This window comes from Butyrivibrio sp. INlla21 (assembly GCF_900116875.1).
Taxonomy (GTDB): Bacteria; Bacillota; Clostridia; order Lachnospirales; family Lachnospiraceae; genus Butyrivibrio.
On record NZ_FPCC01000003.1, the window covers coordinates 107,140 to 130,383 of the forward strand.

At 42.6% G+C, this 23,244-nt stretch carries 20 protein-coding genes; all 20 read right to left on the minus strand.

Going from position 1 to position 23,244, the window contains the following annotated elements; all coding sequences use genetic code 11:
* Positions 1-11 precede the first annotated feature (11 nt).
* Positions 12-830, minus strand: coding sequence for an Mrp/NBP35 family ATP-binding protein (locus BM377_RS02060; protein WP_092242954.1), 819 nt, complete (start codon positions 828-830; stop codon positions 12-14).
* Positions 831-928: 98 nt separating this feature from the next.
* Positions 929-1,915, minus strand: a complete 987-nt coding sequence (locus BM377_RS02065; RefSeq protein ID WP_092242957.1) for a glycosyltransferase family 2 protein — start codon at positions 1,913-1,915, stop codon at positions 929-931.
* Positions 1,915-2,412, minus strand: a complete 498-nt coding sequence (gene leuD, locus BM377_RS02070; RefSeq protein ID WP_092242960.1) for a 3-isopropylmalate dehydratase small subunit — start codon at positions 2,410-2,412, stop codon at positions 1,915-1,917. Before leuD ends, BM377_RS02065 begins: the two co-directional genes overlap by 1 nt.
* Before the next feature lie 27 nt (positions 2,413-2,439).
* Entirely contained in the window at positions 2,440-3,711 is a 1,272-nt protein-coding gene (leuC, locus tag BM377_RS02075) for a 3-isopropylmalate dehydratase large subunit (RefSeq protein WP_092242962.1), read from the minus strand.
* Positions 3,712-3,805: 94 nt separating this feature from the next.
* Positions 3,806-6,265, minus strand: a complete 2,460-nt coding sequence (locus BM377_RS02080) for a YfhO family protein (RefSeq protein WP_092242968.1) — start codon at positions 6,263-6,265, stop codon at positions 3,806-3,808.
* 132 nt (positions 6,266-6,397) lie between these two features.
* On the minus strand, positions 6,398-7,426 hold the full coding sequence (gene ilvC / locus BM377_RS02085) for a ketol-acid reductoisomerase (protein ID WP_092242972.1): 1,029 nt from the start codon (positions 7,424-7,426) through the stop codon (positions 6,398-6,400).
* Between the two features lie 62 nt (positions 7,427-7,488).
* Positions 7,489-7,992 (minus strand): acetolactate synthase small subunit, encoded by a 504-nt coding sequence (gene ilvN, locus BM377_RS02090; protein ID WP_092242975.1) that lies wholly within the window; start codon positions 7,990-7,992, stop codon positions 7,489-7,491.
* A 67-nt stretch (positions 7,993-8,059) separates the two neighbouring features.
* A complete protein-coding gene (gene ilvN / locus BM377_RS02095; protein WP_092242978.1) occupies positions 8,060-8,542 on the minus strand; it encodes an acetolactate synthase small subunit in 483 nt (160 codons plus the stop codon).
* Positions 8,543-8,557: 15 nt separating this feature from the next.
* Positions 8,558-10,189, minus strand: a complete 1,632-nt coding sequence (gene ilvB, locus BM377_RS02100) for a biosynthetic-type acetolactate synthase large subunit (RefSeq protein WP_092242981.1) — start codon at positions 10,187-10,189, stop codon at positions 8,558-8,560.
* A gap of 32 nt (positions 10,190-10,221) precedes the next feature.
* Positions 10,222-12,690 carry a homocysteine S-methyltransferase family protein gene (locus tag BM377_RS02105; RefSeq protein WP_092242986.1) on the minus strand — a complete coding sequence of 823 codons (2,469 nt, stop codon included), beginning with the start codon at positions 12,688-12,690 and terminating at the stop codon, positions 10,222-10,224.
* Complete coding sequence (locus BM377_RS02110) at positions 12,687-13,745, minus strand: acyltransferase family protein (RefSeq protein ID WP_177223767.1); 1,059 nt, start codon at positions 13,743-13,745, stop codon at positions 12,687-12,689. The genes BM377_RS02105 and BM377_RS02110 overlap by 4 nt, the downstream gene beginning before the upstream one ends.
* 63 nt (positions 13,746-13,808) lie before the next feature.
* Positions 13,809-14,342, minus strand: a complete 534-nt coding sequence (locus BM377_RS02115) for a hypothetical protein (RefSeq protein ID WP_092242992.1) — start codon at positions 14,340-14,342, stop codon at positions 13,809-13,811.
* A 16-nt stretch (positions 14,343-14,358) separates the two neighbouring features.
* Entirely contained in the window at positions 14,359-14,784 is a 426-nt protein-coding gene (gene atpC / locus BM377_RS02120) for an ATP synthase F1 subunit epsilon (protein ID WP_092242995.1), read from the minus strand.
* A 2-nt stretch (positions 14,785-14,786) separates the two neighbouring features.
* Positions 14,787-16,178: a F0F1 ATP synthase subunit beta gene (atpD, locus tag BM377_RS02125; RefSeq protein WP_092242998.1), complete on the minus strand. Its 1,392-nt coding sequence runs from the start codon at positions 16,176-16,178 to the stop codon at positions 14,787-14,789.
* 18 nt (positions 16,179-16,196) lie between these two features.
* On the minus strand, positions 16,197-17,135 hold the full coding sequence (gene atpG, locus BM377_RS02130) for an ATP synthase F1 subunit gamma (protein WP_092243001.1): 939 nt from the start codon (positions 17,133-17,135) through the stop codon (positions 16,197-16,199).
* Positions 17,122-18,909: a F0F1 ATP synthase subunit alpha gene (gene atpA / locus BM377_RS02135; RefSeq protein ID WP_092243002.1), complete on the minus strand. Its 1,788-nt coding sequence runs from the start codon at positions 18,907-18,909 to the stop codon at positions 17,122-17,124. The genes atpG and atpA overlap by 14 nt, the downstream gene beginning before the upstream one ends.
* Positions 18,902-19,393, minus strand: coding sequence for an ATP synthase F0 subunit B (locus tag BM377_RS02140; RefSeq protein ID WP_177223768.1), 492 nt, complete (start codon positions 19,391-19,393; stop codon positions 18,902-18,904). The genes atpA and BM377_RS02140 overlap by 8 nt, the downstream gene beginning before the upstream one ends.
* A 35-nt stretch (positions 19,394-19,428) precedes the next feature.
* Positions 19,429-19,647: an ATP synthase F0 subunit C gene (gene atpE / locus BM377_RS02145; protein WP_092243006.1), complete on the minus strand. Its 219-nt coding sequence runs from the start codon at positions 19,645-19,647 to the stop codon at positions 19,429-19,431.
* Positions 19,648-19,674: 27 nt separating this feature from the next.
* On the minus strand, positions 19,675-20,358 hold the full coding sequence (locus BM377_RS02150; protein ID WP_092243007.1) for a F0F1 ATP synthase subunit A: 684 nt from the start codon (positions 20,356-20,358) through the stop codon (positions 19,675-19,677).
* A gap of 196 nt (positions 20,359-20,554) precedes the next feature.
* Positions 20,555-23,074 (minus strand): DUF342 domain-containing protein, encoded by a 2,520-nt coding sequence (locus BM377_RS02155; RefSeq protein ID WP_092243011.1) that lies wholly within the window; start codon positions 23,072-23,074, stop codon positions 20,555-20,557.
* Between the last annotated feature and the right edge of the window lie 170 nt (positions 23,075-23,244).

Sequence of the window (23,244 nt, forward strand, 5' to 3'; positions counted from 1 at the left end):
TACTCTCCTATTTACTCTTTCATAGCGTCAAGAACATAAACAAGACTATCAAGATAATTCTCTTCTATATCTTCTATCTTACCAGAATCACATAATCCCGCAATCTTGGGATCGAGAGGGAGTCTTCCGAGAACGTCAATTCCCTTGGATGCGGCGTATGAATCAAGCCCGCTGTCTCCAAAAATATTTATCATTTCTCCGCAGTGAGGACAGCTCATATAGCTCATGTTCTCAACTATTCCCAGCACAGGGATATTCATCATGGTAGCCATATTTACAGCCTTCTCGACTATCATATTTACAAGCTCCTGAGGAGTTGAAACTACGATTATTCCGTCAACGGGAAGAGACTGGAACACCGTAAGCGGAACGTCACCTGTTCCGGGAGGCATATCAACAAACATATAATCAACATCGCCCCAGTTTACATCCGACCAGAACTGCTTAACGATTCCCGCAATTACAGGTCCTCTCCATATAACGGGATCTGTCTCGTTGTCCATAAGCATATTAAGCGACATAACTTTAATGCCGTTCTTGGAATCAGCCGGCAAAAGACCTGTCTCATCCGCGTTCTTGGCCTGGCCTATGCCAAACATCTTAGGTATTGAAGGTCCTGTGATATCGGCATCCATGATCGCGCACTTATAACCTTTTTTATTCATGTAAACGGCTGAAAGTCCTGTCACAAGGCTCTTTCCGACGCCGCCCTTTCCGCTCACTATACCTATAACCTTTTTAATATGAGAATGCTCAGATGGTTTAACCTTGAAATTATCTTCCATCTGCTTTTTGAAATCTTCGGGTTTCTTGCCGTGTCCGTTAGCCATTATATGTCTCCGTTTCTGAATTTATTTTAGAACATAAAAGGAGTGCCTTTAGCATATATTATACTATGCAAAAAGACACATTCCTTATTACTTACATATCAGCGCTTGTAGATATAATCGGATACTTCCACATCTTCATCGTCGCCGACATATGATTCGATTATAAATCTTGGTCTGTTCTTGGTCTCAAGATAAATCTTACCGATATACTCTCCGATTATACCGATCGAAGAAATTGTAAGACCACCGATAAACCAGACAGACATAACGATGGTTGTCCATCCGGGCTCATTGTGTCCCGTGAAATACCTTGCAAGTGAATAGATAAATACAAGCAAAGTGATAAAAACGATCATAAAGCCAAGACCCGTGATCATCTTGATGGGCTTGGTGCTAAGGCTCGTGATTCCTTCAATCGCAAAGCTAAGCATCTTCTTAAGAGGATACTTACTCTCACCCGCAAATCTCTCGGCTCTTTCGTAGTAAACTATATCTGACTTAAAGCCTAGCATTGGAACGATTCCTCTAAGGAAAAGATTAACCTCGCCAAACTCAGAAAGCGCAAAGAGCGCACGTCTGCTCAAAAGTCTGTAATCAGCATGATTAAAAACGGTTTTGGCTCCCATCGAGTCAATAAGCTTGTAATATGACTCGGCAGTAAATCTCTTAAAGAAAGTATCTGTTGCTCTCTTGGATCTTACTCCGTAAACAACATCACAGCCTTCGTTATTAAACTTATCAACCATGGCATCAATGGCATTTATATCATCCTGAAGATCGGCATCCATCGATATTGCCATGTCACATAAATCTTTTGCGGTCATAAGTCCCGCAAGCAGCGCATTCTGGTGTCCCATGTTTTTGGACAGATTGATACCCTGAAAAAGCTTATTCTCTTCATGAAGTTTTTTGATCATATTGAAGGTTTCATCTTTTGAACCGTCATTAACAAATAAAACCCTACTATCCTCGTCGATTTTCCCATTTGCGATGAGACTTTCAAACTTCTCTTTAAGTCTCTTCGCAGTCTCGGGCAGAACTTCCTGTTCGTTATAACAAGGGATTACACAGAATAATCTGCTCATTACTTATCCTCCGATGAGTTAATGTAATTGATAAGACCTTCGGAATCGATTATCTTCTGCATAAAAGGAGGGAATGCCTGTCCTTTAAATGTCTTTCCGGTTGTTTCATCGGTGATAAGGCCGGAATCGAAATCGATGCTTACAACATCACCGTTTGAAATAGCATCAGCAGCTTCCTCACACTCAATGATGGGAAGTCCGATATTGATCGAATTCCTGTAAAAGATTCTTGCAAAGCTCTTTGCGATAACGCAAGAAACACCTGCAGCCTTGATTGAAATAGGCGCATGCTCTCTTGATGAACCGCAGCCGAAATTCTTCTCGGCAACAATGATATCGCCCTTCTTAACGTTCTTGGTAAAATCCTTATCTATATCTTCCATGCAATGCTTGGCAAGCTCTTCTCCGGTAGTGCTGTTGAGATATCTTGCGGGGATGATAACATCCGTATCCACATTGTCACCATATTTAAAAACTGTACCTTTAGCAGCTTTCATTTTAACTCTCCTTAATAATCTCTTTTATTATAAACCGATTTCAGACGGCTGAGAAATCTTTCCTGTGATGGCACTTGCAGCCGCAACAGCGGGTGAAGCAAGATAGATCTCGGAATCGATCGCTCCCATTCTTCCCACAAAGTTTCTGTTTGTAGTAGATACACACTTCTCTCCTGAAGCAAGAACGCCCATATATCCGCCAAGACAAGGTCCGCATGTTGGAGTTGAGATGATCGCACCGGCTTCAACAAATGTTCTTACAAGACCTTCTTCCATAGCTTTTAAGAAGATCTGCTGTGTAGCAGGTATTACGATACATCTGATACCGTTCGCAACGTGATGTCCCTTTATTACTTCAGCGGCACATCTAAGGTCGTCAAGTCTTCCGTTTGTACAAGAGCCGATAACTACCTGATCGATCTTGATATCTGCGATATCGTCAAATGTATGTGTATTCTCGGGAAGGTGAGGGAATGAAACGGTTGACTTAAGAGTGCTGAGATCAATCGTGTATTCCTCATCGTAGACCGCATCGGGATCAGCCTCGAATACAGTATATTTCTTACTGGGAGCGTGCTCCTCAAGGTAAGCAACAGTAAGCTCGTCAACAGGGAAGATACCGTTCTTTCCGCCTGCCTCGATAGCCATGTTTGCGATAGTAAATCTGTCATCCATGGAAAGATTCTTAATTCCCTCTCCCACAAATTCCATTGACTTGTAAAGAGCGCCGTCAACGCCGATCATACCGATGATATGAAGGATAACGTCTTTTCCGCTAACCCACTTTGAAGGCTTTCCTACAATATTGAACTTAATTGCGGAAGGAACCTTAAACCATCCCTTTCCTGTAGCCATACCTGCAGCCATATCGGTTGAACCGATACCTGTAGAGAAAGCTCCGAGTGCTCCGTATGTACATGTATGAGAGTCAGCACCGATAATAAGGTCACCGGGAACAGTAAGACCCTGCTCAGGTAAAAGAGCATGCTCGATACCCATCTTTCCGACTTCAAAATAATTGGTGATCTCGTTCTTTCTTGCAAACTCACGAACGCACTTACAGTTCTCAGCTGATTTGATATCCTTATTGGGAACAAAGTGATCGGGAACAAGCGCGATCTTATCCTTATCAAAAACTCCCTTTGTAGTAAACTTGCTCATCTCATTGATGGCAACGGGACTGGTAATATCATTGCCAAGTACAAGATCCAGATTTGCCTCAATAAGCTGTCCTGCCTCAACATGATCAAGTCCGGCATGAGCAGCCAATATTTTCTGGCTCATTGTCATTCCACTCATAGTCTGTCTCCTTCACATCTATAGTTAATATAAATCAAAAACTTAACAGTAAATATAACATACACCGGTCATAAAAAACACATAACAAATTTAATCACTTTTTCTTGATGCTTTTTAATATAACAACCAGATAAGTCCCTAGAAAAGCGATTCCTACAATGCTCAGTATAAGACCAAGCTTAAAGCCTTCGGGAATATAAGTCACTTTGATCTCATGAACACCCGCAGTTACAGGGATTGCCATAAGGCCGTAATCCACCTTGATAAGTTCGGTATCTTTTCCGTCTACCGTGCAGACAAAGCCTTCCGTGCAAGGAACTGAGAAAAATACAAGTGTATCCTCTGAAAGTGCCGATGTCTTGGCAGTAAAGCCATGTGTATCATATACAAAGTCCGTACATGAAGTCTGTGCTCTCTTTTTACACTCATTTGCAAAATCAACATACGAGAACTCATCGTTCGCGATATCTTCAGCGGTAAGCTCTTTCATTCCGATCTTATCGCCGTATTTAAGGGCATCATCATCAGAGATTATAAGAACTCTCGAAAGATCATAGTCATGATCTGCAGGGTTTAGATCCTCCCACTCTGACTCAGTTATGTAATTCTCATATGTAAATCCCATAGGGATAAAATTCTCGTTTTCAAAGATATCAAAGCCGTTCATAAGCTCAGCGAAATGATATCCTTCCGTACCTTCATCATTGTAGAAAACTCTGTTCTTACTGATCTCGGCATTTTCCATGTAATATCTTGCGGAAAGGATTGCTCTTGCGCCGCATCTGTTTACAGGTATTGTAGTCTCTACCGTTCTCTTAATACCCGCTGTTCCGTATAAGAAATCAAAAATCTCGGAAGGAACCGTACTAAGGAAGCAATGAATTGAAGGAATTCCCCAGACCATATCATAGTTGGTAGAAGTGCTGTCAACTTCTCCGCGGCAGAAATCACTCATATCTACAGTGACTTTATTAAAAATCATCTGTTGCTGCCACATCTTCTTTCCTCTTTCGCTTATGATCGAGCTTCCGTTTTGAAGAGGGATATATGTTGACAAGATACAGCTGAGCATAACTACAACCAGAACTATTCTATCTCTAAAAGACACACGTCTACCCGTAAGTTCTTTTTCCTTCTTAAATCTCTTGGGCAGAGCGAATACTATAACCAAAAGAACAAAGCATAGGATCGCTGTCCCCATGACATCTCTTAAGAATATCTCGGTATTCTCCGTCATGTTAAAGAAAACAATCTCACCATCATCATTCCTTGAAGGCAAGTAGTACACAAGCACAAAGAACAGGAACAGGATAACGGATACAACCGCGCCTTTTTTAAGCTGAGGAGACTTACCTCTCTCAGCGACCTGAGCTGTCATAAGACACATTATAAGAATGGGCATGTAGAACCACCTTGCGTAATATGAGCTGTTAAACATAGAAAATGCCGCATTAAACAAAGGTATTACAGCTATTATTGCGCATGCAATCAAAAGACTCTTTTCCCAGTTATTCTTTTTCTTATAAATTAAAAAGAAAGCGATGACACCGGATATTCCAAACAAAGGAATATATGCCGCAAGTGAAGCGTTCTTAACCGTACCCGTATAAAACAAAGTACCTTTTCCGATGATATCCGGAAGCATGGCAAGGCTCTTTACGATATCCCAGAGCATCTTTTCGCTTGGATAAACAAACATATCATAGCCAAGTACAAAGTTATTGAGTCTGGTATTTCCCTTAAGTCCGGCAAATGCCTGAAGAAGGAAAAACGCAGAAACCAAAATACCGCTTATACCGGCAAGCGCAGCACGAAGCATCATAACAAGCGTAGTCTTGATCTTATTGCTGAGTGCATAGCGAATGACAAAGTATATCACCATAAAGACAGCCTGTCCGAAGAAGAAATAATAATTAATAACGGACATAAGTGCTGTCATAAGTGCGAATCTGACAAAAGGAAGTCCGGAAAATTTAATGCTAACCTCTTCTTTTCCGTCATCAACCTTCATAAGCTCTTCAAATGTCAAAAGGAACAACGGGAAAAACGCAACCGCTTCGGTGAAATGGTTGAAGACAATGTTGCAGGCGTTAAAGCCCGAAAATGCATAAAGATATGCACCTATCATGGCGTAGGTGTACTTATGAACATATCTTCTTATATAAACATATGCGCAAGCTGCGGCAGTAGCATATTTAAGCGCCATTAAAAAAGGCATCATATAAGGTATCGCAGCCTCGGGAAATAGTGTAGATATCCAAAAGAAAGGACTACCCATCAGATAAAAGGCAAAGTCGCCCAGCATCGTGCCGCCCAGATCAATATTCCAGTTCCAAAAAAGGCTTCCGCTTCTGACTGCCCTGTGAGCAACAATATAAAACGGAATCTGCTGAACGTTGTAATCCCCGTAATAAAAGAACGGCAAACCTCTGCGTATAAAGATAGGCAACACCGCCAAAATATAGAACAAAAACGAGCTAAGGAACACGATAAGTGTCACATACCGGCCCTTTTTATTATTGGATCCTGCATACTCTAAATTATTAGAATTCAAAACCTTTCCCCTTCAACCATCATGCAAAAATGCATCGTTTTTTGAAATAAACAAAGTAAAAGAGTGCCATAATGACACTCTTTTAATATTAGTCTACTTAACAAAGTTTTTCAACGTAAAGTTAGGCTTAAATTAGTTGTTGATGAGCTTATCAGACTCGTTGTTCCAGCTGTAAAGCTTTCTGATCTCCTCACCGATCTTCTCAGCGGGATGCTCGGAAGCGAGCTTTCTCATAGCCTTGAAATGAACCTGTCCGCCTGCCTCTGACATATCAAGAAGGAATTCCTTAGCGAAGCTTCCGTCCTGGATGTCCTTAAGGATCTGCTTCATAGCCTTCTTAGTCTCAGGTGTGATAACCTTGGGTCCTGTGATGTAATCACCGTACTCAGCTGTGTTGGAGATTGAATATCTCATTCCTGCGAAACCTGACTGGTAGATAAGGTCAACGATGAGCTTCATCTCGTGGATACACTCAAAGTATGCATTTCTGGGATCGTAACCTGCCTCAACAAGTGTCTCGAAACCACACTGCATAAGTGCGCAAACACCGCCGCAAAGAACAGCCTGCTCACCGAAGAGGTCAGTCTCTGTCTCTGTTCTGAAATTAGTCTCAAGAAGACCTGCTCTTGCCCCACCGATACCTGCACCGTAAGCAAGTGCGATATCAAGTGCCTTACCTGTAGCATCCTGCTCTACAGCAACAAGACAAGGTGTTCCCTTTCCTGCCTGGTACTCAGAACGAACTGTGTGGCCGGGAGCCTTGGGAGCGATCATAGCAACGTCAACACCTGCGGGAGCCTTGATAAGTCCGAAGTGTACGTTGAAACCGTGTGCGAACATAAGCATGTTGCCGGGCTGAAGGTTGGGCTCGATGTCCTCTCTGTACATCTTAGCCTGCTTCTCATCATTGATAAGGATCATGATGATATCAGCCATCTTAGCAGCCTCAGCTGTATTGTAAACCTTAAGTCCCTGAGCCTCAGCCTTAGCCTTGCTCTTTGAACCCTCGTAAAGTCCTATAATAACGTTGCAGCCTGAATCCTTAAGGTTAAGGGCATGTGCATGTCCCTGTGAGCCATAGCCGATAATTGCAATTGTCTTACCCTCAAGTAAAGATAAGTTGCAATCTTCCTGATAAAAAATACGTGCTTCCTGTGACATTGTTTTTCCTCCATTTTTTCCTTTAGATAGATTATATATTTAAAAAATTTAAAAGGCGATCATCAGTCATCGAGATAGATGACGTTGTCCGTTCCTCTTCCGAGTCCGGCAATACCTGTTCTTGCAAGCTCCAAGATCTCATAGCCCTCAAGAAGCTTAAGGAAAGCATCAATCTTGGACTGGCTACCTGTGATCTCTATAATAAGTGAATCAATACTTACATCAACAATGTTACCTCTGAACACATTGGCAGTTGCAAGAATACTCTGTCTCTGATCCGCATGTGCTCTTACCTTGACCATCGCAAGCTCTCTGTATACGCTGTCTGCAGGGATAAGTTCATGAATATCTCTTACATCGACAAGCTTGGCTACCTGTTTCTCAATCTGATCAAGTATCACATCATCTCCCGCCGCAACGATCGTGATCCTCGTATATCTCGAATCTGCGGTAACACCGGCGGTGATGCTCTCAATATTATATCCTCTTCTCGAAAACAGTCCCGATATTCTGGAAAGTACACCGGGATTGTTATCTACAAGAAGCTGAAAAACCTTTTTTTGCATTACTTAGCTCCCATATATAATTGATTCTTTTACACTTTAATCTTTTAACCAATTAAATCAGATTATATCACTGCTCTTTACACTTCGTCAATGCTACCGTTCCGGTGCGTGCAATTTCAACAATACTCACGCTTTTGAGCATTTCTATAAAGAGTTCTATCCTCTCCGAAGTGTCACAGATCTGGATAACCATAAGATTCTTGGACATGTCTACTATAGAGGCATTCATGATCTCACAGTTCTCCATGATATCTCTTCTGTTCTCTTTGTTGTACTTAACCTTTATGAGCATAAGCTCTCTGTTGATACTAAGGCTCTCCTTAAAGGTCTTAACCTTGATAACATCGATCTTCTTATTAAGCTGCTTCTCGATCTGCTCGATAGTACGCTCATCACCCGATGAAACGATGGTCATACATGAAACGCTCTTATCGGCAGTCTCACCGACAACAAGCGATTCGATATTGAAATTTCTTCTTGAAAATAGTCCCGATACTTTGGAGAGTACACCTGCTCTGTTTTCTACCAAGACTGAATATATTCTTCTCATCACAGTCCCTCCTTATTACTTGGTAAGCGCCTTGGGATCAACAATGACCTCCATAAGCGCCGATGAATCGTCTGAAAGGAAAGCCTTAAGCTCCTTGTCCAGGTCAACGCTTCCGTCAACCTTGGCATATCCCATTCCGTATGCTGCCGCAATAAGAGAAAGATCGGGATCCCCCTTAAGTTCGACCATGGAATAGTTGTCGTTATACGCAAAGTGCTGATGCTCTCTTACCATTCCGAGATAACCGTTCTTCATTACCACGATCTTGACCGCAACGCCGTACTGTCTCATCGTCGCAAGCTCCATCATGGACATCTGGAATGCTCCGTCTCCGGTAACGGCAACTACCTGCTTCTTGGGACTCGCAAGCTTGGCACCGAGCGCAGCCGGGATTGAATATCCCATCGTTCCCATTCCGCCCGAAGTAATAAATCTGCCGTTCTTTACTATATGATAAGCGCAGGACCACATCTGGTTCTGGCCGACATCGGCAACATAGACCGCGTCGTTCTTCATTGCGCCGGAGAGCTTTGTTATAAACTCTTTAGGCTCAACGTAGGCTTTCTTCTTAACACTCTTTTTAGCCTTGGAAAGAGCTGCCTCTTTGTATCCATTAATAGTAGCGATCCACTCGGAATGATCGTCCGCATGATCGTCCTGTTCAAGGAAATCCTGAAAGATATGCTTGATATCGCCTACAAGAGGTATTGTAGGACCGACGTTCTTACCTATCTCGGCGGGATCGACATCTATATGTACCATGACCTTATTCTCTGTGATAAGATCGGGTCTGTTTACCGCTCTGTCCGCAACTCTTGCTCCTACCATCAAAAGAAGATCGGATTCATTCATGGCTTTATTTGCATAAGACTGACCGTTGTTACCGACCATTCCAAAATAAAGAGGATGCTCTGTCGGCATTACTCCTATTCCCATCATTGTTGAAACAACGGGAACGTTGTTGAGCTCGGCAAACTGTCTAAGTTCCTTGGTCGCATTACTCAAATGAACTCCGCCGCCCACACAGATGATAGGCTTTTTAGCCTTCTCAACTTCTTTAATGACTTTCTTGATCTGAACCATATTACCCTTAACCGTAGGCTTGTAGGTTCTCATGGAAATTGTCTCGGGATATACAAACTTGCCCGGGAACTCCGCATTCTGGATGTCAAAAGGAACATCGATAAGTACAGGGCCTTTACGACCTGTGCTGGCAATATAAAAAGCTTCCTTAAAGATCCTCGGAATGTCCGCAACATCTCTTACGAGGTAGCTGTATTTAACAAAAGACTCAACAGCACCAGTAATATCGGCCTCCTGGAAGACATCACTTCCTATCATGTCGCTGTTTACCTGTCCTGTTATGCAAACAAGAGGGATACTGTCGGCATATGCCGTAGCAATTCCCGTTATAAGATTGGTCGCACCGGGGCCTGATGTGACGGCGCACACTCCCGTTTTACCGCTGATACGTGCAAATCCGCTTGCGCAATGAGCAGCATTTTGCTCAGTCCTTATAAGAACACTCTTGATGTTGGTATCAAGAATCTTGTTCCAAAAAGGATCAATTGCAACTCCGGAATAACCAAATACGTATTCGGTCTTCTCTTTTTCAAGGCACTTAACTATCGCCTCAGCTCCAATCATAACAATCCTCCTCAATAAACATAAGTCTATATTTATTCAATACTAAGTATCTGTTTAACCAGTCTTACCGCATCGGCCGCATCTGATGAATAACCGTCCGCACCGATCTCTTCGGCATAATCGGGTGTGACCACCGCTCCGCCTATAATTATCTTTGCATCAAGATGCTCGTCCTTGGCAAGATCGACCACATTTTTCATCTCTTTCATAGTAGTCGTCATAAGAGCTGAAAGAGCAATGATACTTGCATTATTCTCTTTCGCAGCCTTAACTATCTCTTCCTTTGGAACATCTTTTCCAAGATCAACCACTCTAAAGCCGTAGTTCTTAAGCATAAGAGCAACCAGGTTCTTACCGATATCATGAATATCGCCGTGAACCGTAGCAATAACGATCGAAGGAAGCTCCTTGCCGGTATCTGCGCTATCCTTAAGAAGCGGCTCGAGATAACCGATAGAAAGCTTCATGGCTTCAGCGCCCGCTATAAGCTGCGGAAGGAAAAACTTTCCTTTATCAAAAAGATCTCCGACTTCGTTGATCGCAGGCATCAAGACCGTATCGAGAATGACTCTGGGTTCAATACCCATGCTCACTGCTTTTTCAGTATCTTTTACGATATTTCTCTTTGAACCGTTAAGCACATCTTTTTTTATTATACCAAGAATATCACCATCAGCGGGAGTGTCCTTTTTAACCTCTTTTGCAGGAGCATCACCCTGTGCATTATTAATCTCATACCTTTGCATCCTTTGGATGTAGCGAAGATCTCCGCCTTCCTTATTGCGTAAAAGATCTGACGCAAAAGCCGCATTTACCAGCATTTCCTGAGACGGATTGGCAATAGCCATGGTAAGTCCGTTCTGGATCGCCATTGTAAGGAACGCCGTGTTTACATTACTTCTCTGAGGAAGTCCGAATGAGATATTAGATAATCCGCAGATAGTTGCATAGTCGTTTGAATGACAATAGCCTATCGTATCAAGTGTGTTGAGCGCCGCCTTTGGATCGGCTCCGACTGTTGCAACGAGACCGTCAACAACAATGTCCTGCTTGACCATTCCCATATCAAATGCCATCTGTGAAAGTTTGTTTATATTATCTATCTTCTCCTGCGATGACTTCGGAAGTCCCTCGGGATTAAGAGGAAGAAGAATAAACATCGCACCGTATTTCTTTGCAAGAGGAAGGAAAACCTCTGCCTTACCCTTTTCAAGTGATATTGAATTCATAAGTGCTCTTCCCGGGTATCTGCGAAGAGCAGCCTCCATTACTTCGGCGCTACTTGAGTCAATACAAAGAGGAAGATCCGTTATGGAACTCACTTCTTCCATAACCGTAAGCATCATGCTCTTTTCATCGATTCCGCTCATTCCGACATTTATATCAAGTATCGAAGCTCCGTCTTCTTCCTGGCTCTGGGCAAAATCCATTACCATCTCAAGATTTCCTTCGCGAAGCTGCGCCTGGAGTTTCTTTTTACCTGTGGGATTTATCCTCTCACCAACTATCATAAAGAGATCGTCCATTCCAAAAGAAAGTGAGCTTCTCTCTGATGAAAGATATCTTTTAGAAAGATCTTTTCTTTTAATATGATTACCTTCACCGTCAACGATCGTACTGGGCTTAACTTCACCGTATCTATCTTTAATTCCTTTGATAAATGCAGGTGTTGAACCGCAGCAACCGCCAAGCACACAGGCTCCGACATTAACAAGTCTTTCCATCTCGACAACGAAAGTATCGCAGTCCATGTCATAGGTAGTGTTTCCGTCTTCATCAACGGAAGGAAGTCCTGCATTGGGCTTAGCAATTATCGGTATAGAAGTAACCTCCGCCATGCTGCGAATGATCTCTTCCATCTTATCGGGACCTGTCGAGCAGTTTGCTCCGACGGCGCAAGCTCCGAGAGCTTCCAATGTAATGGCACTTGCAGCTGCATCCGAACCAAAGAGCGTTCTTCCGTCAGCTTCAAATGTTAGCGTGACCATTACCGCAAGATCCGATACCTCTTTTGCAGCTATAAGCGCAGCTCTGCACTCCTGAAGACTCATCATTGTCTCAACAACAAGGAGATCGCAGCCTGCATCTTCAAGAATCTTGATCTGTTCCTTATAAACATCGACAAGCTCTTCAAAATCAAGGTCGCCTATAGGCTTAAGCTGCTTTCCTGTCATCGTAAGATCTCCGGCAACCAAAGCCTTGCCTGCAACAGCTTCTTTTGACAACCGAACAAGCTCGGTATTTATCTTAACTATATCTTTATCAAGGCCGTAATCGGCAAGTTTTATCCTATTTCCGGTAAATGTCGGAGCATAGACAATTTCGGAACCCGCCTCGGCGTAATTCTTCTGAAGCTCCTTCATTACATCTTTATGTTCAAGGATCCACGCCTCGGGGCAAACTCCGACCGGCATACCGGCCTTTATGAGATTGGAGCCCGTCGCACCGTCAAGAAATATTATCCTGTCTTTTGTAAATTCCAAAAATTGTTCTCTGTTCATCTATCTTTTACCTTTTTTATAAATATAGGAGCGAAATAAAACAATATCAAAGATAAGGCAGCTATCAAGAACGGCTTTAGCCACATCGGTGGATACGGAATTATCTCTGCATATGATAATCTATCTACCACTGCCAAAACAAGCACATGATAATAGTAAATGTAATTAGAGCTCTTTTTCCCGATCTTATACAAATGATCCCCGGAAAAAACTTTGCATTCAGACAAAAGAAATATTCCGACGACTACGATCAAAGATCCTAAATACACTTCTTTTTTACCGAAAATAAATGCTTCAACTATAGACAACAGCGTTCCGAATATTGTCATGAAAATAAAGACCGGCTTCTTCGCACTCATTACATCTATATACGAATCTTTAAGCTCATTTCTTTTGCCCCTGAAAAGATCGGACAAAAATATGCCAAGAAGCACAAAGGGCATACCGATAAACAACCAGTTCCTCATAACATACCAAGTCGCTATGCTTATTCCAAACGGTCTTATCGGATAAAATGTCTGAAGCGCCTGCCCGAAATACAATAAGACAAGCAATGCAACAATAAGGAATTTATACCACTTCCTGAGTACAGGTGCAAAAATATAGATAAGTCCCGTAACATACAAAAGTGCGAACAAAAACCACATATGATCGAACACAAATGCAGAGTCATATACAAATGTTCCGGAGTTAAACAAAACGAATCTTAAAGCCTCATTATATCCGTATTTTGAAAAAAGCCATTCTTTGATTGAATCACCCAGATACAAATGTACAGCTATCGAAAAGATAAAATAAATGATATATACACAGGCGGTGACTTTTAATATCTTTATGAAATATCTTCCGCTTTTTTCACGTATCTTTTGAGCGTTGTCGTCACCGTCCCTCAGAAGATATCTTCCAGATAAAACAAAGAAAAAAGGAACAGCCATCCTACTGACAGCTTCCATAAGTGTTCCGATATTTCCCGGAAAACCTGTATGGATTACAATAACAAGCATGCATGCTATAAAACTTATAAGATATAAAAATTTATTTTCTTTCATTTCCATGGGCATAGTTCCGACGCATCACTACTGAGCGTTTCCTATTATACTAGAAAAGAAGCACTGATGTTACTCAGTGCTTGAATCTGAATCCTCTGAATCTATAGTCGATAACTGATATGCATCTTCTGTCGTGACGGAAACTCCTTCACCGGAAGGAACCTCTCCGTGAAGAACCTGCAAGATTACCATCGCTCTGTTGTTGGCTCTTTCATAATACTGAGAAGCAAGCTGTTCATTCTCTTCATCGAATTCGCCGTCATAAGCAAGATGATAACACTCGTTGGCTTTCTGCATATACTCTGCAGCTTCGACGGTAATCTCGGAAACACCGGAAAACTCATCGGGCACTTCACACTGTCCCATCTTCTGATATATATCATTCATTTCATCAAGATATCCAAGAAGCTCTTCCTTGGAGCCCTCGGAATTAGGATCGATAGCATCTATGGAATCACCAAGTTGCGAGAGTTTATCATAAAACTCAGACATCTCGGTCTTATAAGCTTCGAGCTTATCGTTTTTCTTTCCACATCCGACTGCCATGAATATGAACACAAAAGCCAAACCCAAACAAAAACTTTTTCTAAAAAACTTTTTCAAAATCTCACTCCGTATATTAGTCAGAATATTTGGATGCCGCCTTGAGTCTTGTAAGAGCTCTCGCAAGTCCCGCCTGAGATTTCTTAAACTCTTTGATAGACTGTTTGTGCTGAAGATGTTCCATGGCAAACTCATAAGCCTCCCTTGCTCTTTGCTTGTCAATATCTTCAGGTCTTTCAACGGTATTCACAAGAACTATACACCTATTGTTGGCTACTTGTACAGACCCCAAACTCACAACTCCGTAAAGCCACTCTCCGCCGGGCTGTTTAATCTTGATAACTCCGTCGGAAAGCGCAAGGATAAGCTCCTCGTGATTGGCAAGGATTGCTAGCTCGCCGTCAGCGCAGGGAAGGATTATCTCCTCTGCTCTGTCATCATAAAATATTCCGTTTACAGATATGACCCTAAGTCCAAAGGTCGGGGCTTTTTCTTTACTCATAATTACGCCTCTATCTGCTTAGCCTTCTCAATAACTTCTTCGATCGAACCAACGTTAAAGAACGCTGCCTCGGGATATTCGTCCATCTCGCCGTCGATGATCGCCTTAAAGCCTTTTATCGTATCCTTAAGAGGAACGAATTTTCCTTGGATCCCGGTAAACTGCTCAGCAACATGGAAAGGCTGAGAAAGGAATCTCTGAATCTTTCTTGCTCTGTATACAGTCTGCTTGTCATCATCACTTAATTCTTCCATACCGAGGATAGCGATAATGTCCTGAAGCTCTTTGTATTTCTGAAGGGTCTCCTGAACTTTAATGGCTGTTTCATAATGCTCTTTTCCGACAATGTCCTCTTCAAGGATACGGCTTGATGACTCAAGCGGATCTACCGCAGGATAAATACCCTGTTCTACGATCTTACGTGAAAGAACCGTTGTAGCGTCAAGGTGTGCGAATGTCGTTGCGGGAGCGGGATCGGTAAGGTCATCGGCGGGAACGTATACAGCCTGTACGGATGTAACCGAGCCGAATCTCGTTGAAGTAATCCTCTCCTGAAGTGCACCGAGATCTGTTGCAAGTGTCGGCTGATAACCGACAGCCGAAGGCATTCTTCCAAGAAGTGATGAAACTTCCGAGCCTGCCTGCACAAAACGGAAAATATTATCTATAAAAAGAAGCACATCCTGATGCTTAACATCTCTAAAGTACTCAGCCATCGTAAGTCCGGTCTCGGCTACTCTCATACGGGCTCCGGGCGGCTCATTCATCTGTCCGAAGACAAGCGCCGTCTTATCAATAACTCCCGACTCCGACATTTCAAGCCAGAGATCGTTTCCTTCTCTGGATCTCTCTCCTACACCTGTAAAGATGGAGTATCCGCCGTGCTCGGTCGCGATATTCTGAATAAGCTCCTGAATAAGCACGGTCTTACCTACACCGGCACCACCGAAAAGTCCGATCTTACCGCCTTTTGCATAAGGAGCAAGAAGATCGATTACCTTAATTCCGGTCTCAAGTATCTCGACAACAGGACTCTGATCTACGAAATTCGGAGCTTCTCTGTGAATCTCCCACTTCTCGCTGCAGGCTACTTCTCCCTTGTTATCGATAACATCGCCCATTACGTTAAACAGACGGCCCAAAACTCCTTCACCTACGGGAACAGTAATAGGTCCTCCTGTAGAGATTACTTCCATGTCCTTACATAAGCCTTCACTAGGAGATAACATGATGCATCTTGCGACATTGTCGCCGATATGCTGCGAAACCTCCATGACACGCTTTTTATCTTCTACATATACATAAAGAGCGTCGCTGATATATGGAAGATCGTTGTCTTCAAATTTTACGTCAACAACCGGTCCCATGACCTGTAAAATCTTACCGTTTTTCAAAAGAATATCCTCGATTCATTAATTAGCTTCTTTGGCTTTGGCTGCTTTTTTTGCCTTAACTTCTTTGGCATGCTTAAGCGCCTTGGCACCGCTGACAACCTCAGTTATTTCCTGAGTTATCATCGCCTGCCTTTGCCTGTTATAGGTTCTTTGAAGATCCATTATCATCTTCTCGGCGTTTTTGTTAGCGTTATCCATCGCCATCATACGCGCGCTCTGCACACTGCAAAATGCTTCTACAAGCGCTCCGTATATAAATCCCGTAATATAATTGGGAACTATATTATCCAATACGGCGGAAGGACTGGGTTCCATCAGAAATTCCTCAAGCATTGTACCTGTAGGTACCTTCTCTTTTCTGATGTCCGTAATGATATCAAGCGGAAGGAGCTTTTGGAATCTGGTCTCCGTCTTATTGCCGTGAACCGTTGTATAAATGATGTAAAACTCATCAACCTGTCTTGTGTAGTAATACTCAAGTATCTCTGCCGCAATCTTTCTTGCTCTGTGAAGAGTGGGATTCTGAGATGTAAAGATAAAAGATTCCTCAATCTTCATATTCTTAGTAGCAAAATGAAATCTTCCGACTTCGCCTATCACAAAGAGCTTCCATCTGTCACCGTCCTCTTTGATATGTTCCTCGGCAAGCTTGATAACATTGTGATTATATGCGCCCGCAAGTCCCTTATCATCGGTAAAGACGATGTAGCCGCGCCTTCTCTCTTCCTCGGGAATATCAAGCCTTGTCTCCAAAAAGATATTCTCAACTTCCTCAGGCAAATGCCTTACAATTCTGGATATCATAGCCTGAGTGGAAAAGAAAAACGGCTCGGTATCTGTCAGCATCTTCTTTGCTCTTTGGAGCTTGGTTGAAGATATGAGATACATCGCATTTGTAATTTTCCTGGTATCGTTGACACTTTCTATACGATCCCTGATCTCTTTAATAGTTGCCACTTGCTATTTCTTCCTTCAGTTTTTTGTTCTCCGCATCGTTAAACTCATCTACGGCGTCCAAAATTCTCTTTTTCAAAAGATCTGAAAGATCCCTGCTCTTGGTAAGCTCCTCGCAGATCTCACCCTGCTCCGTATTAAAGTAAGTAAGAAGTCTTTCTTTATAATCTTTAACGCTCTTGACGGGAACCATATCAAGTTTTCCCGAACCTACGGCAACGAGTATGATAACCTGCTCATGCATCGCAAGTGGATGCTCAAGAGGCTGTTTTAAAAGCTCCATCAATACATTACCGTGATCAAGCTGTTTCTTGGTCGCTTCGTCAAGATCGGAACTAAACTGTGTGAATACAGCCATTTCTCTGTACTGCGCAAGATCTACTCTGATACTTCCCGCAGCCTTTTTCATTGCTTTGGTCTGCGCCGCAGATCCCACACGGGATACGGAAAGTCCGACGTTAACGGCAGGTCTCATTCCTTCAAAGAAAAGATCGCTCTCAAGGAAAATCTGTCCGTCGGTAATAGAAATAACATTGGTAGGAATATATGCAGATACATCACCTGCCTGTGTCTCTATAATGGGAAGCGCCGTAATGGAGCCTCCTCCAAGCTCTGAAGATAACTTACTTGATCTCTCCAAAAGCCTTGAATGCAGATAGAATACGTCTCCGGGATAAGCTTCACGTCCGGGCGATCTCTCAAGAAGGAGCGAAAGTGCTCTGTAAGCAACGGCGTGCTTGGAAAGATCGTCATATACAATAAGAACATCCTTGCCCTGATGCATAAAATACTCAGCAAGAGCCGTTCCCGAATACGGTGCTATGTACTGAAGAGGCGCCATATCGGAAGCCGTTGAACTTACAACTATGGAATAATCCATGGCTCCGGTCTTTTTAAGGGTCTGAACGATCTTGGCAACGGTTGATGCCTTCTGACCGATGGCAACATAGACGCAGATAACGTCCTTGCCCTTCTGATTGATGATCGTATCAAGTGCAATGGAAGTCTTACCGGTCTGTCTGTCGCCTATAATAAGCTCTCTTTGTCCTCTTCCTATAGGGAACATGGTATCTATTGATAAAATACCCGTTTCCATGGGTTCGCATACAGACTGCCTTTCAACGATTCCGGGTGCAGGCTCCTCAACAGGTCTGTAGCCCGATTCCTTGATATCGCCCAGCCCGTCTATCGGCGCTCCGAGAGCATCGATAACTCTTCCGATAAAAGCTTCTCCAACAGGGATACCTGCCTCTTTATATGTTCTGACAGCTCTTGTTCCCTGTCTGATCGATGTATCATTACCAAAAAGAATGCATCCTATGTGATCGTCTCTTATATCCTGAGCCATACCTCTGGTACCGCCCTCAAACTCAATGATCTCACCGTAAAATGCATGTTCTATTCCGTCAATATTTGCAATGCCGTCCCCGACCCAGGTAACTGTTCCGACTTCACGGTCCTTAATGGAAAGATCGAATCTCTCAACCTTATTGCTGAGCATTGATATGATCTTACCTGTCTCTCTGTCACCGGTCTTGCGGCTTATCTTATTAAGTTCAGCGCGAAGCTGTTTGGCCCTTCCGGCATCCGACCAGTCATATTCATAGTTTTTGCAAGACACTATGAATCCACCGCCGATGGAAGGATCGCATACAAGCTCAACCTCTATGTCATCAACTTCAAACTTCTTGCAAAGAACAGACTTGATCTTGTCAAACTGCTCTCCGCTCGGGGCCGTATCTGCATAGCGGAGCTTAGCTTTTAAAACATCACTCATTGTTTACTCCGGCTTCAATTATAAATTTGTCATACAGTTTTTTGTCATCTTCACTGCTGTGCTTGGTTGCCGCAATCTTGGAAGCCGCATCGATAACCATGTCTGTAAGCTGAGCCGCATAAACTTCTTTTGCACGCTCATTCTCAACCTCAGCATTGTGCTTGGCTTCTACGAGGATCTGCTCGCCTTTTTTCTTGGCATCGTTAACTATACGATCATACTCAACATAGCCCTTCTTCTTGATCTCGGAAAGAATATGCTCTTTTTCAACATCAACGGACGCTATCTTATCCTCGTATTCTTTTTGTGTATTAAGAGCTTTCTGCTTGGCCTCTTCTGCTTCCAAAGTAGCTTCGTCAACCTCTTCCATTCTCTTTACAAGAACGGCATCTACTCTGCCAAAAAGAAACTTCTTGGCTACAAAGAACAAAAGCAAAAGATTAAAAACTGTACACCCAATACTTAAGATACTAACATTTAACACGTCTATACCCTCGTCTCTAATAGTTTAATCAAAGATCATGTAGAAAAGATAATCATAATAGCCACAACGAAGCCATAAATAGCTGTTGCCTCGGCAAGCGCGCATCCAAGAAGAAGAAGCTTCATGATCTTTCCGTCCGCTTCGGGCTGTCTTGCAACCGCATCAGTAGCCTTAGCTGTGGCAAGGCCGATACCGATTCCTGCTCCGATTCCTGTAAATGCTGCAATAGCTGCACCTAATGCTGTTAAATTCATCTTACTGTTCCTCCTTAGCGTCAAATATTACTCGACTGCTTCTTTTATATATAATGATGTCAAAAATACAAATACATACGCCTGTATTGCTCCATCAAATATATCAAAATAAACACTTAATAATGCGGGGAAAATAACCGGCATAACATGCTTGATAAGTTCCATGATTACCGTTGCTCCCAAGATATTACCGAAAAGTCGCATACACAAAGACAAAGGTCTTATGGCAAGCTCAAGTATGTTCATAGGCGCGATCACGGGCATCGGCTGCGCAAAGCCCTTAAACCACTTTCCGAGACCTTTCTTGCGAAGCCCTGCCGCTTCGACAAGAATTATACTCATAAGAGAAAGAGCTACCGTAACTGTCAGATCCATAGTCGGCGGAGTGGCTCCGAACAATCCGACCATATTGCAAGCACAGATAAAAATAAGTACCGTAGCCATATAGTCCTGATATCTGACGCCCTCTTCTCCGAGCATACCTCCCGTCACTCCTCTTATCCAGAGTACAAAGCTTTCAACGGCGGCCTGTCTTTTTGAAATATTGTGCACCTTAAAACCATGGGTAAGAAATAAGATTAAAAGAATAAGAATACCTATTACTATCCAAGAAACAACAACCGACTTATAAAGATCAAATAAACCGTTCCCGTATGGAACATGAATAAATGCTTTATCTTCTTTAAGAAGTTCATTAAATAGTTCTTTCATACAGCTCTCCTGTTAATCAAAACTATAGACTATTATAGAATTTATGCGGTAATTGTGCAATCCTTTTCACGGTTAAAACATATTTTGCGCAAATAATATTCGCCACGCAGTTAAAGTTTTCTGAATATTCCGCCAAAAAGGACGAAGCTTCTCTGCCTCGTCCTTTCATGGATTTTATTTAACGTTTACTTCAAAATCAGATGATCTCGATCGCATCCTTTTGAGCATTTGCTTTGACGATCATCTTGTCATAAGTCTTTCTGTCGTTCTCTATTCTAAGAACAATTCCGTCTATGACAAATATGGTTCCGGCATAAGCCACTTCCGATATGACGGCCTGAGCGGCACTTCCTTTGTCGATTTCGGCTTGTATCCTTATCTTTTTGGCAGAAAGCTCTTTTATCTTAGCTTCTTTCATTCCGATGGCAGCGTTGATCTTGATCTTCCACTGCATCTTTTGCCTATCGACAGCGCCTGCTTCCTGGAGCTTAAGACTCTCTGTCTGAAGGGTTCTGAGATCCTCTTCCTCTCTGCTTATCATCTTTTGAATATTATTGTACTCAGTAAGGAGTGATCCGTTAACTCCAAGATTGATGATAGTCTTGGCACCTGACCTGTTACCAACGGAAGCCGTTTCTATTCCGACAAGCGACTGGCACGTTCCGCCGTATATAATTCCGACACGTCCGTAAGTCTTTATAAGCCCGCTTGAGTTGATCTTACAATTAATAAAGTAGTTACCGGATATATTCTTACCTGTGATCGTAACTCCCTCAAAGAACTTGGCGGAAATATCTCCTTTTGCAGTGATTGAACCTCTTATAGGACAAGTCGCACCACCTTTAATTATGACATTACCACCGCTCACGATCTCGGAGCTTTCCATATGACCACCGATAATAATATCTCCGGTAGCCTTGATATCACTGCTTGAATGAACGTCGCCCGTTACATATACAACGCCGTCATAATTGATCTTTTTATCCGTCACCTTAACTTCCGGAACGATCATTACCTTCTGAATATTGATCACACCGTCAACCATACTTATGGCGCCTGAATATTTCGCGACATAAGTAACTCTGTCGTTAAGGATCATAAAGCCTTCGCCCTTAAGTATCGGGATTTCTTTACCGTTTCTGGCTTTCAGAGCTTCTCCGAATACATTGTATCCGTCTTCACCCTTGGTCGCTCTGTGATAATAAGCAAGCTTATCGCCTACGCGAACCTGCTTAAGCGTATCCATATTGGAAAGATCGGCCGTACCGTCTTTTAATATTATAGGTTCGTTATTGGTCTCGGTATCAAAGAAGAAGTCATAATATCCGTCAACACCGTCAACAGGGCCTTTACCTGCGGCAACAACGTAATTCTCACCGGAATTGATATGCCGAAGCATCCTTTTGATGCCCTCTTTATCGATACCCATTCTGATCCTACATTTTAAAAGGAAGTTAAATATCAGTTCTTCCGTATAAGAAGCACCGTCACTTCTAAGCGGAAGCTTTAACATACAGAGCATATCGTCTGCCGAGAAAGAAATATAATCATCCTTATGCGCCAGCATAGAATTAAGAAGCACAGCGTCATCACTGATACCCTCGGTTCTGTCCAGTGCAGCGGGACTATCAGCCGTAACCTTCCTTTCGCCGCCGGTTATCTCACCCTTTTCAAGCTTCTCTCTAATGCGCCTCATATCGGTAGCGGTATACATCATCGTTGAATACTTACTGATATCAAGGCCTTCTTCTATGCCAAGCCTAATCTCACGCATCTGATCAGCCTGGTACAGAGGCTTTGCATAAGGCGAAATATCTATCTGATGCTCAAGTCCCGTTCTGAGCTCGTACATTTGCATCCATCCGTATGACGGATCTGCGTACTGACCGACATCAACACCACTTTCAAGTCCGAGCCTTATTTCTTTGATCGCATCGCCTCTCATATCACCGGTTATATGACGGTCTATATCGATGCCTTCCTTTAAACAGATTCTGATCTGCTCAAGCTGTTCGGCATCAAAGCTGTCTTTTATGTATCTTTGAATATCAACCCCGTCAAGATGTGCAAGGTGAAGCTGCTCAAGTATATTTGCATTATATTTGGTGATCTCTCCGCCGCTGAATATGAGCCCGTCAACCGCACTCTTTCTGACAGCTCTCATTTTCATATAAGGAATTGCCGGAGAAGCATAATGAGAAATATCGATACCGGCTTCAAGCCCCTTTCTGATCTCTCTCATCTGCATACTGTCATAAGACGGGTCCTGATAAAAGATAATGGGAACATCGTGATCTTTGGAAAGACCAATGCGCAATTCTCTCATCTGATCTGCCAGATACTCAGGTTTTGCATAAACCGTAACATCTATTCCCATAGCAATACCCTGGCGGATCTGCGAGAGCTGTTGAAGGTCAAAACCCTGCTCCCTATATGATGACATATCAATACCCTGAGACATCTCAAGACGAAGTTCTTCCATCTCCGTCCAAGGCATTTCAGGGTTAGTATATTTAGAAACATCTATTTTATCTGCAATACCCTTCCTTATCTCAGCAAGCTGGAGGGCATTAAAACCAAGAGCCTTAAGTTTCTCAACATCGGCTCCTAAGTTTGCACACAACTCTAATTCTCTCTCATAGGCGTTCTTATTAAAAGATTCAAGTCCGGCATAACTATTTAATTCATTCACAAGCTCATCATCCTGCACTGTCATAAATTTTATGCCCTCATAAGATAAAGAATATTCAGATTCCTTCTAAATATATATTAATTCTACCATACAATATGTACTTTTCTCAATAAACTGTAGTTTTAAAAGCTTTATGAAATAAAAATGAAATATTTTTTAAAAAAGTGTTGACATATTTTTTAATATCTATTAAA

Bases quoted from the DNA above. Each gene is read 5' to 3' on its own strand.
- ilvN (WP_092242978.1), bottom strand. From the start codon at position 8,542: ATGAGAAGAATATATTCAGTCTTGGTAGAAAACAGAGCAGGTGTACTC.
- ilvC (WP_092242972.1), bottom strand. From the start codon at position 7,426: ATGTCACAGGAAGCACGTATTTTTTATCAGGAAGATTGCAACTTATCT.
- ilvB (WP_092242981.1), bottom strand. From the start codon at position 10,189: ATGATTGGAGCTGAGGCGATAGTTAAGTGCCTTGAAAAAGAGAAGACC.
- BM377_RS02065 (WP_092242957.1), bottom strand. From the start codon at position 1,915: ATGAGCAGATTATTCTGTGTAATCCCTTGTTATAACGAACAGGAAGTT.
- BM377_RS02105 (WP_092242986.1), bottom strand. From the start codon at position 12,690: ATGAACAGAGAACAATTTTTGGAATTTACAAAAGACAGGATAATATTT.
- atpC (WP_092242995.1), bottom strand. From the start codon at position 14,784: ATGAGTAAAGAAAAAGCCCCGACCTTTGGACTTAGGGTCATATCTGTA.
- BM377_RS02060 (WP_092242954.1), bottom strand. From the start codon at position 830: ATGGCTAACGGACACGGCAAGAAACCCGAAGATTTCAAAAAGCAGATG.
- BM377_RS02110 (WP_177223767.1), bottom strand. From the start codon at position 13,745: ATGGAAATGAAAGAAAATAAATTTTTATATCTTATAAGTTTTATAGCA.
- leuC (WP_092242962.1), bottom strand. From the start codon at position 3,711: ATGAGTGGAATGACAATGAGCCAGAAAATATTGGCTGCTCATGCCGGA.
- ilvN (WP_092242975.1), bottom strand. From the start codon at position 7,992: ATGCAAAAAAAGGTTTTTCAGCTTCTTGTAGATAACAATCCCGGTGTA.
- atpA (WP_092243002.1), bottom strand. From the start codon at position 18,909: ATGAGTGATGTTTTAAAAGCTAAGCTCCGCTATGCAGATACGGCCCCG.
- BM377_RS02155 (WP_092243011.1), bottom strand. From the start codon at position 23,074: ATGACAGTGCAGGATGATGAGCTTGTGAATGAATTAAATAGTTATGCC.
- atpE (WP_092243006.1), bottom strand. From the start codon at position 19,647: ATGAATTTAACAGCATTAGGTGCAGCTATTGCAGCATTTACAGGAATC.
- BM377_RS02150 (WP_092243007.1), bottom strand. From the start codon at position 20,358: ATGAAAGAACTATTTAATGAACTTCTTAAAGAAGATAAAGCATTTATT.
- leuD (WP_092242960.1), bottom strand. From the start codon at position 2,412: ATGAAAGCTGCTAAAGGTACAGTTTTTAAATATGGTGACAATGTGGAT.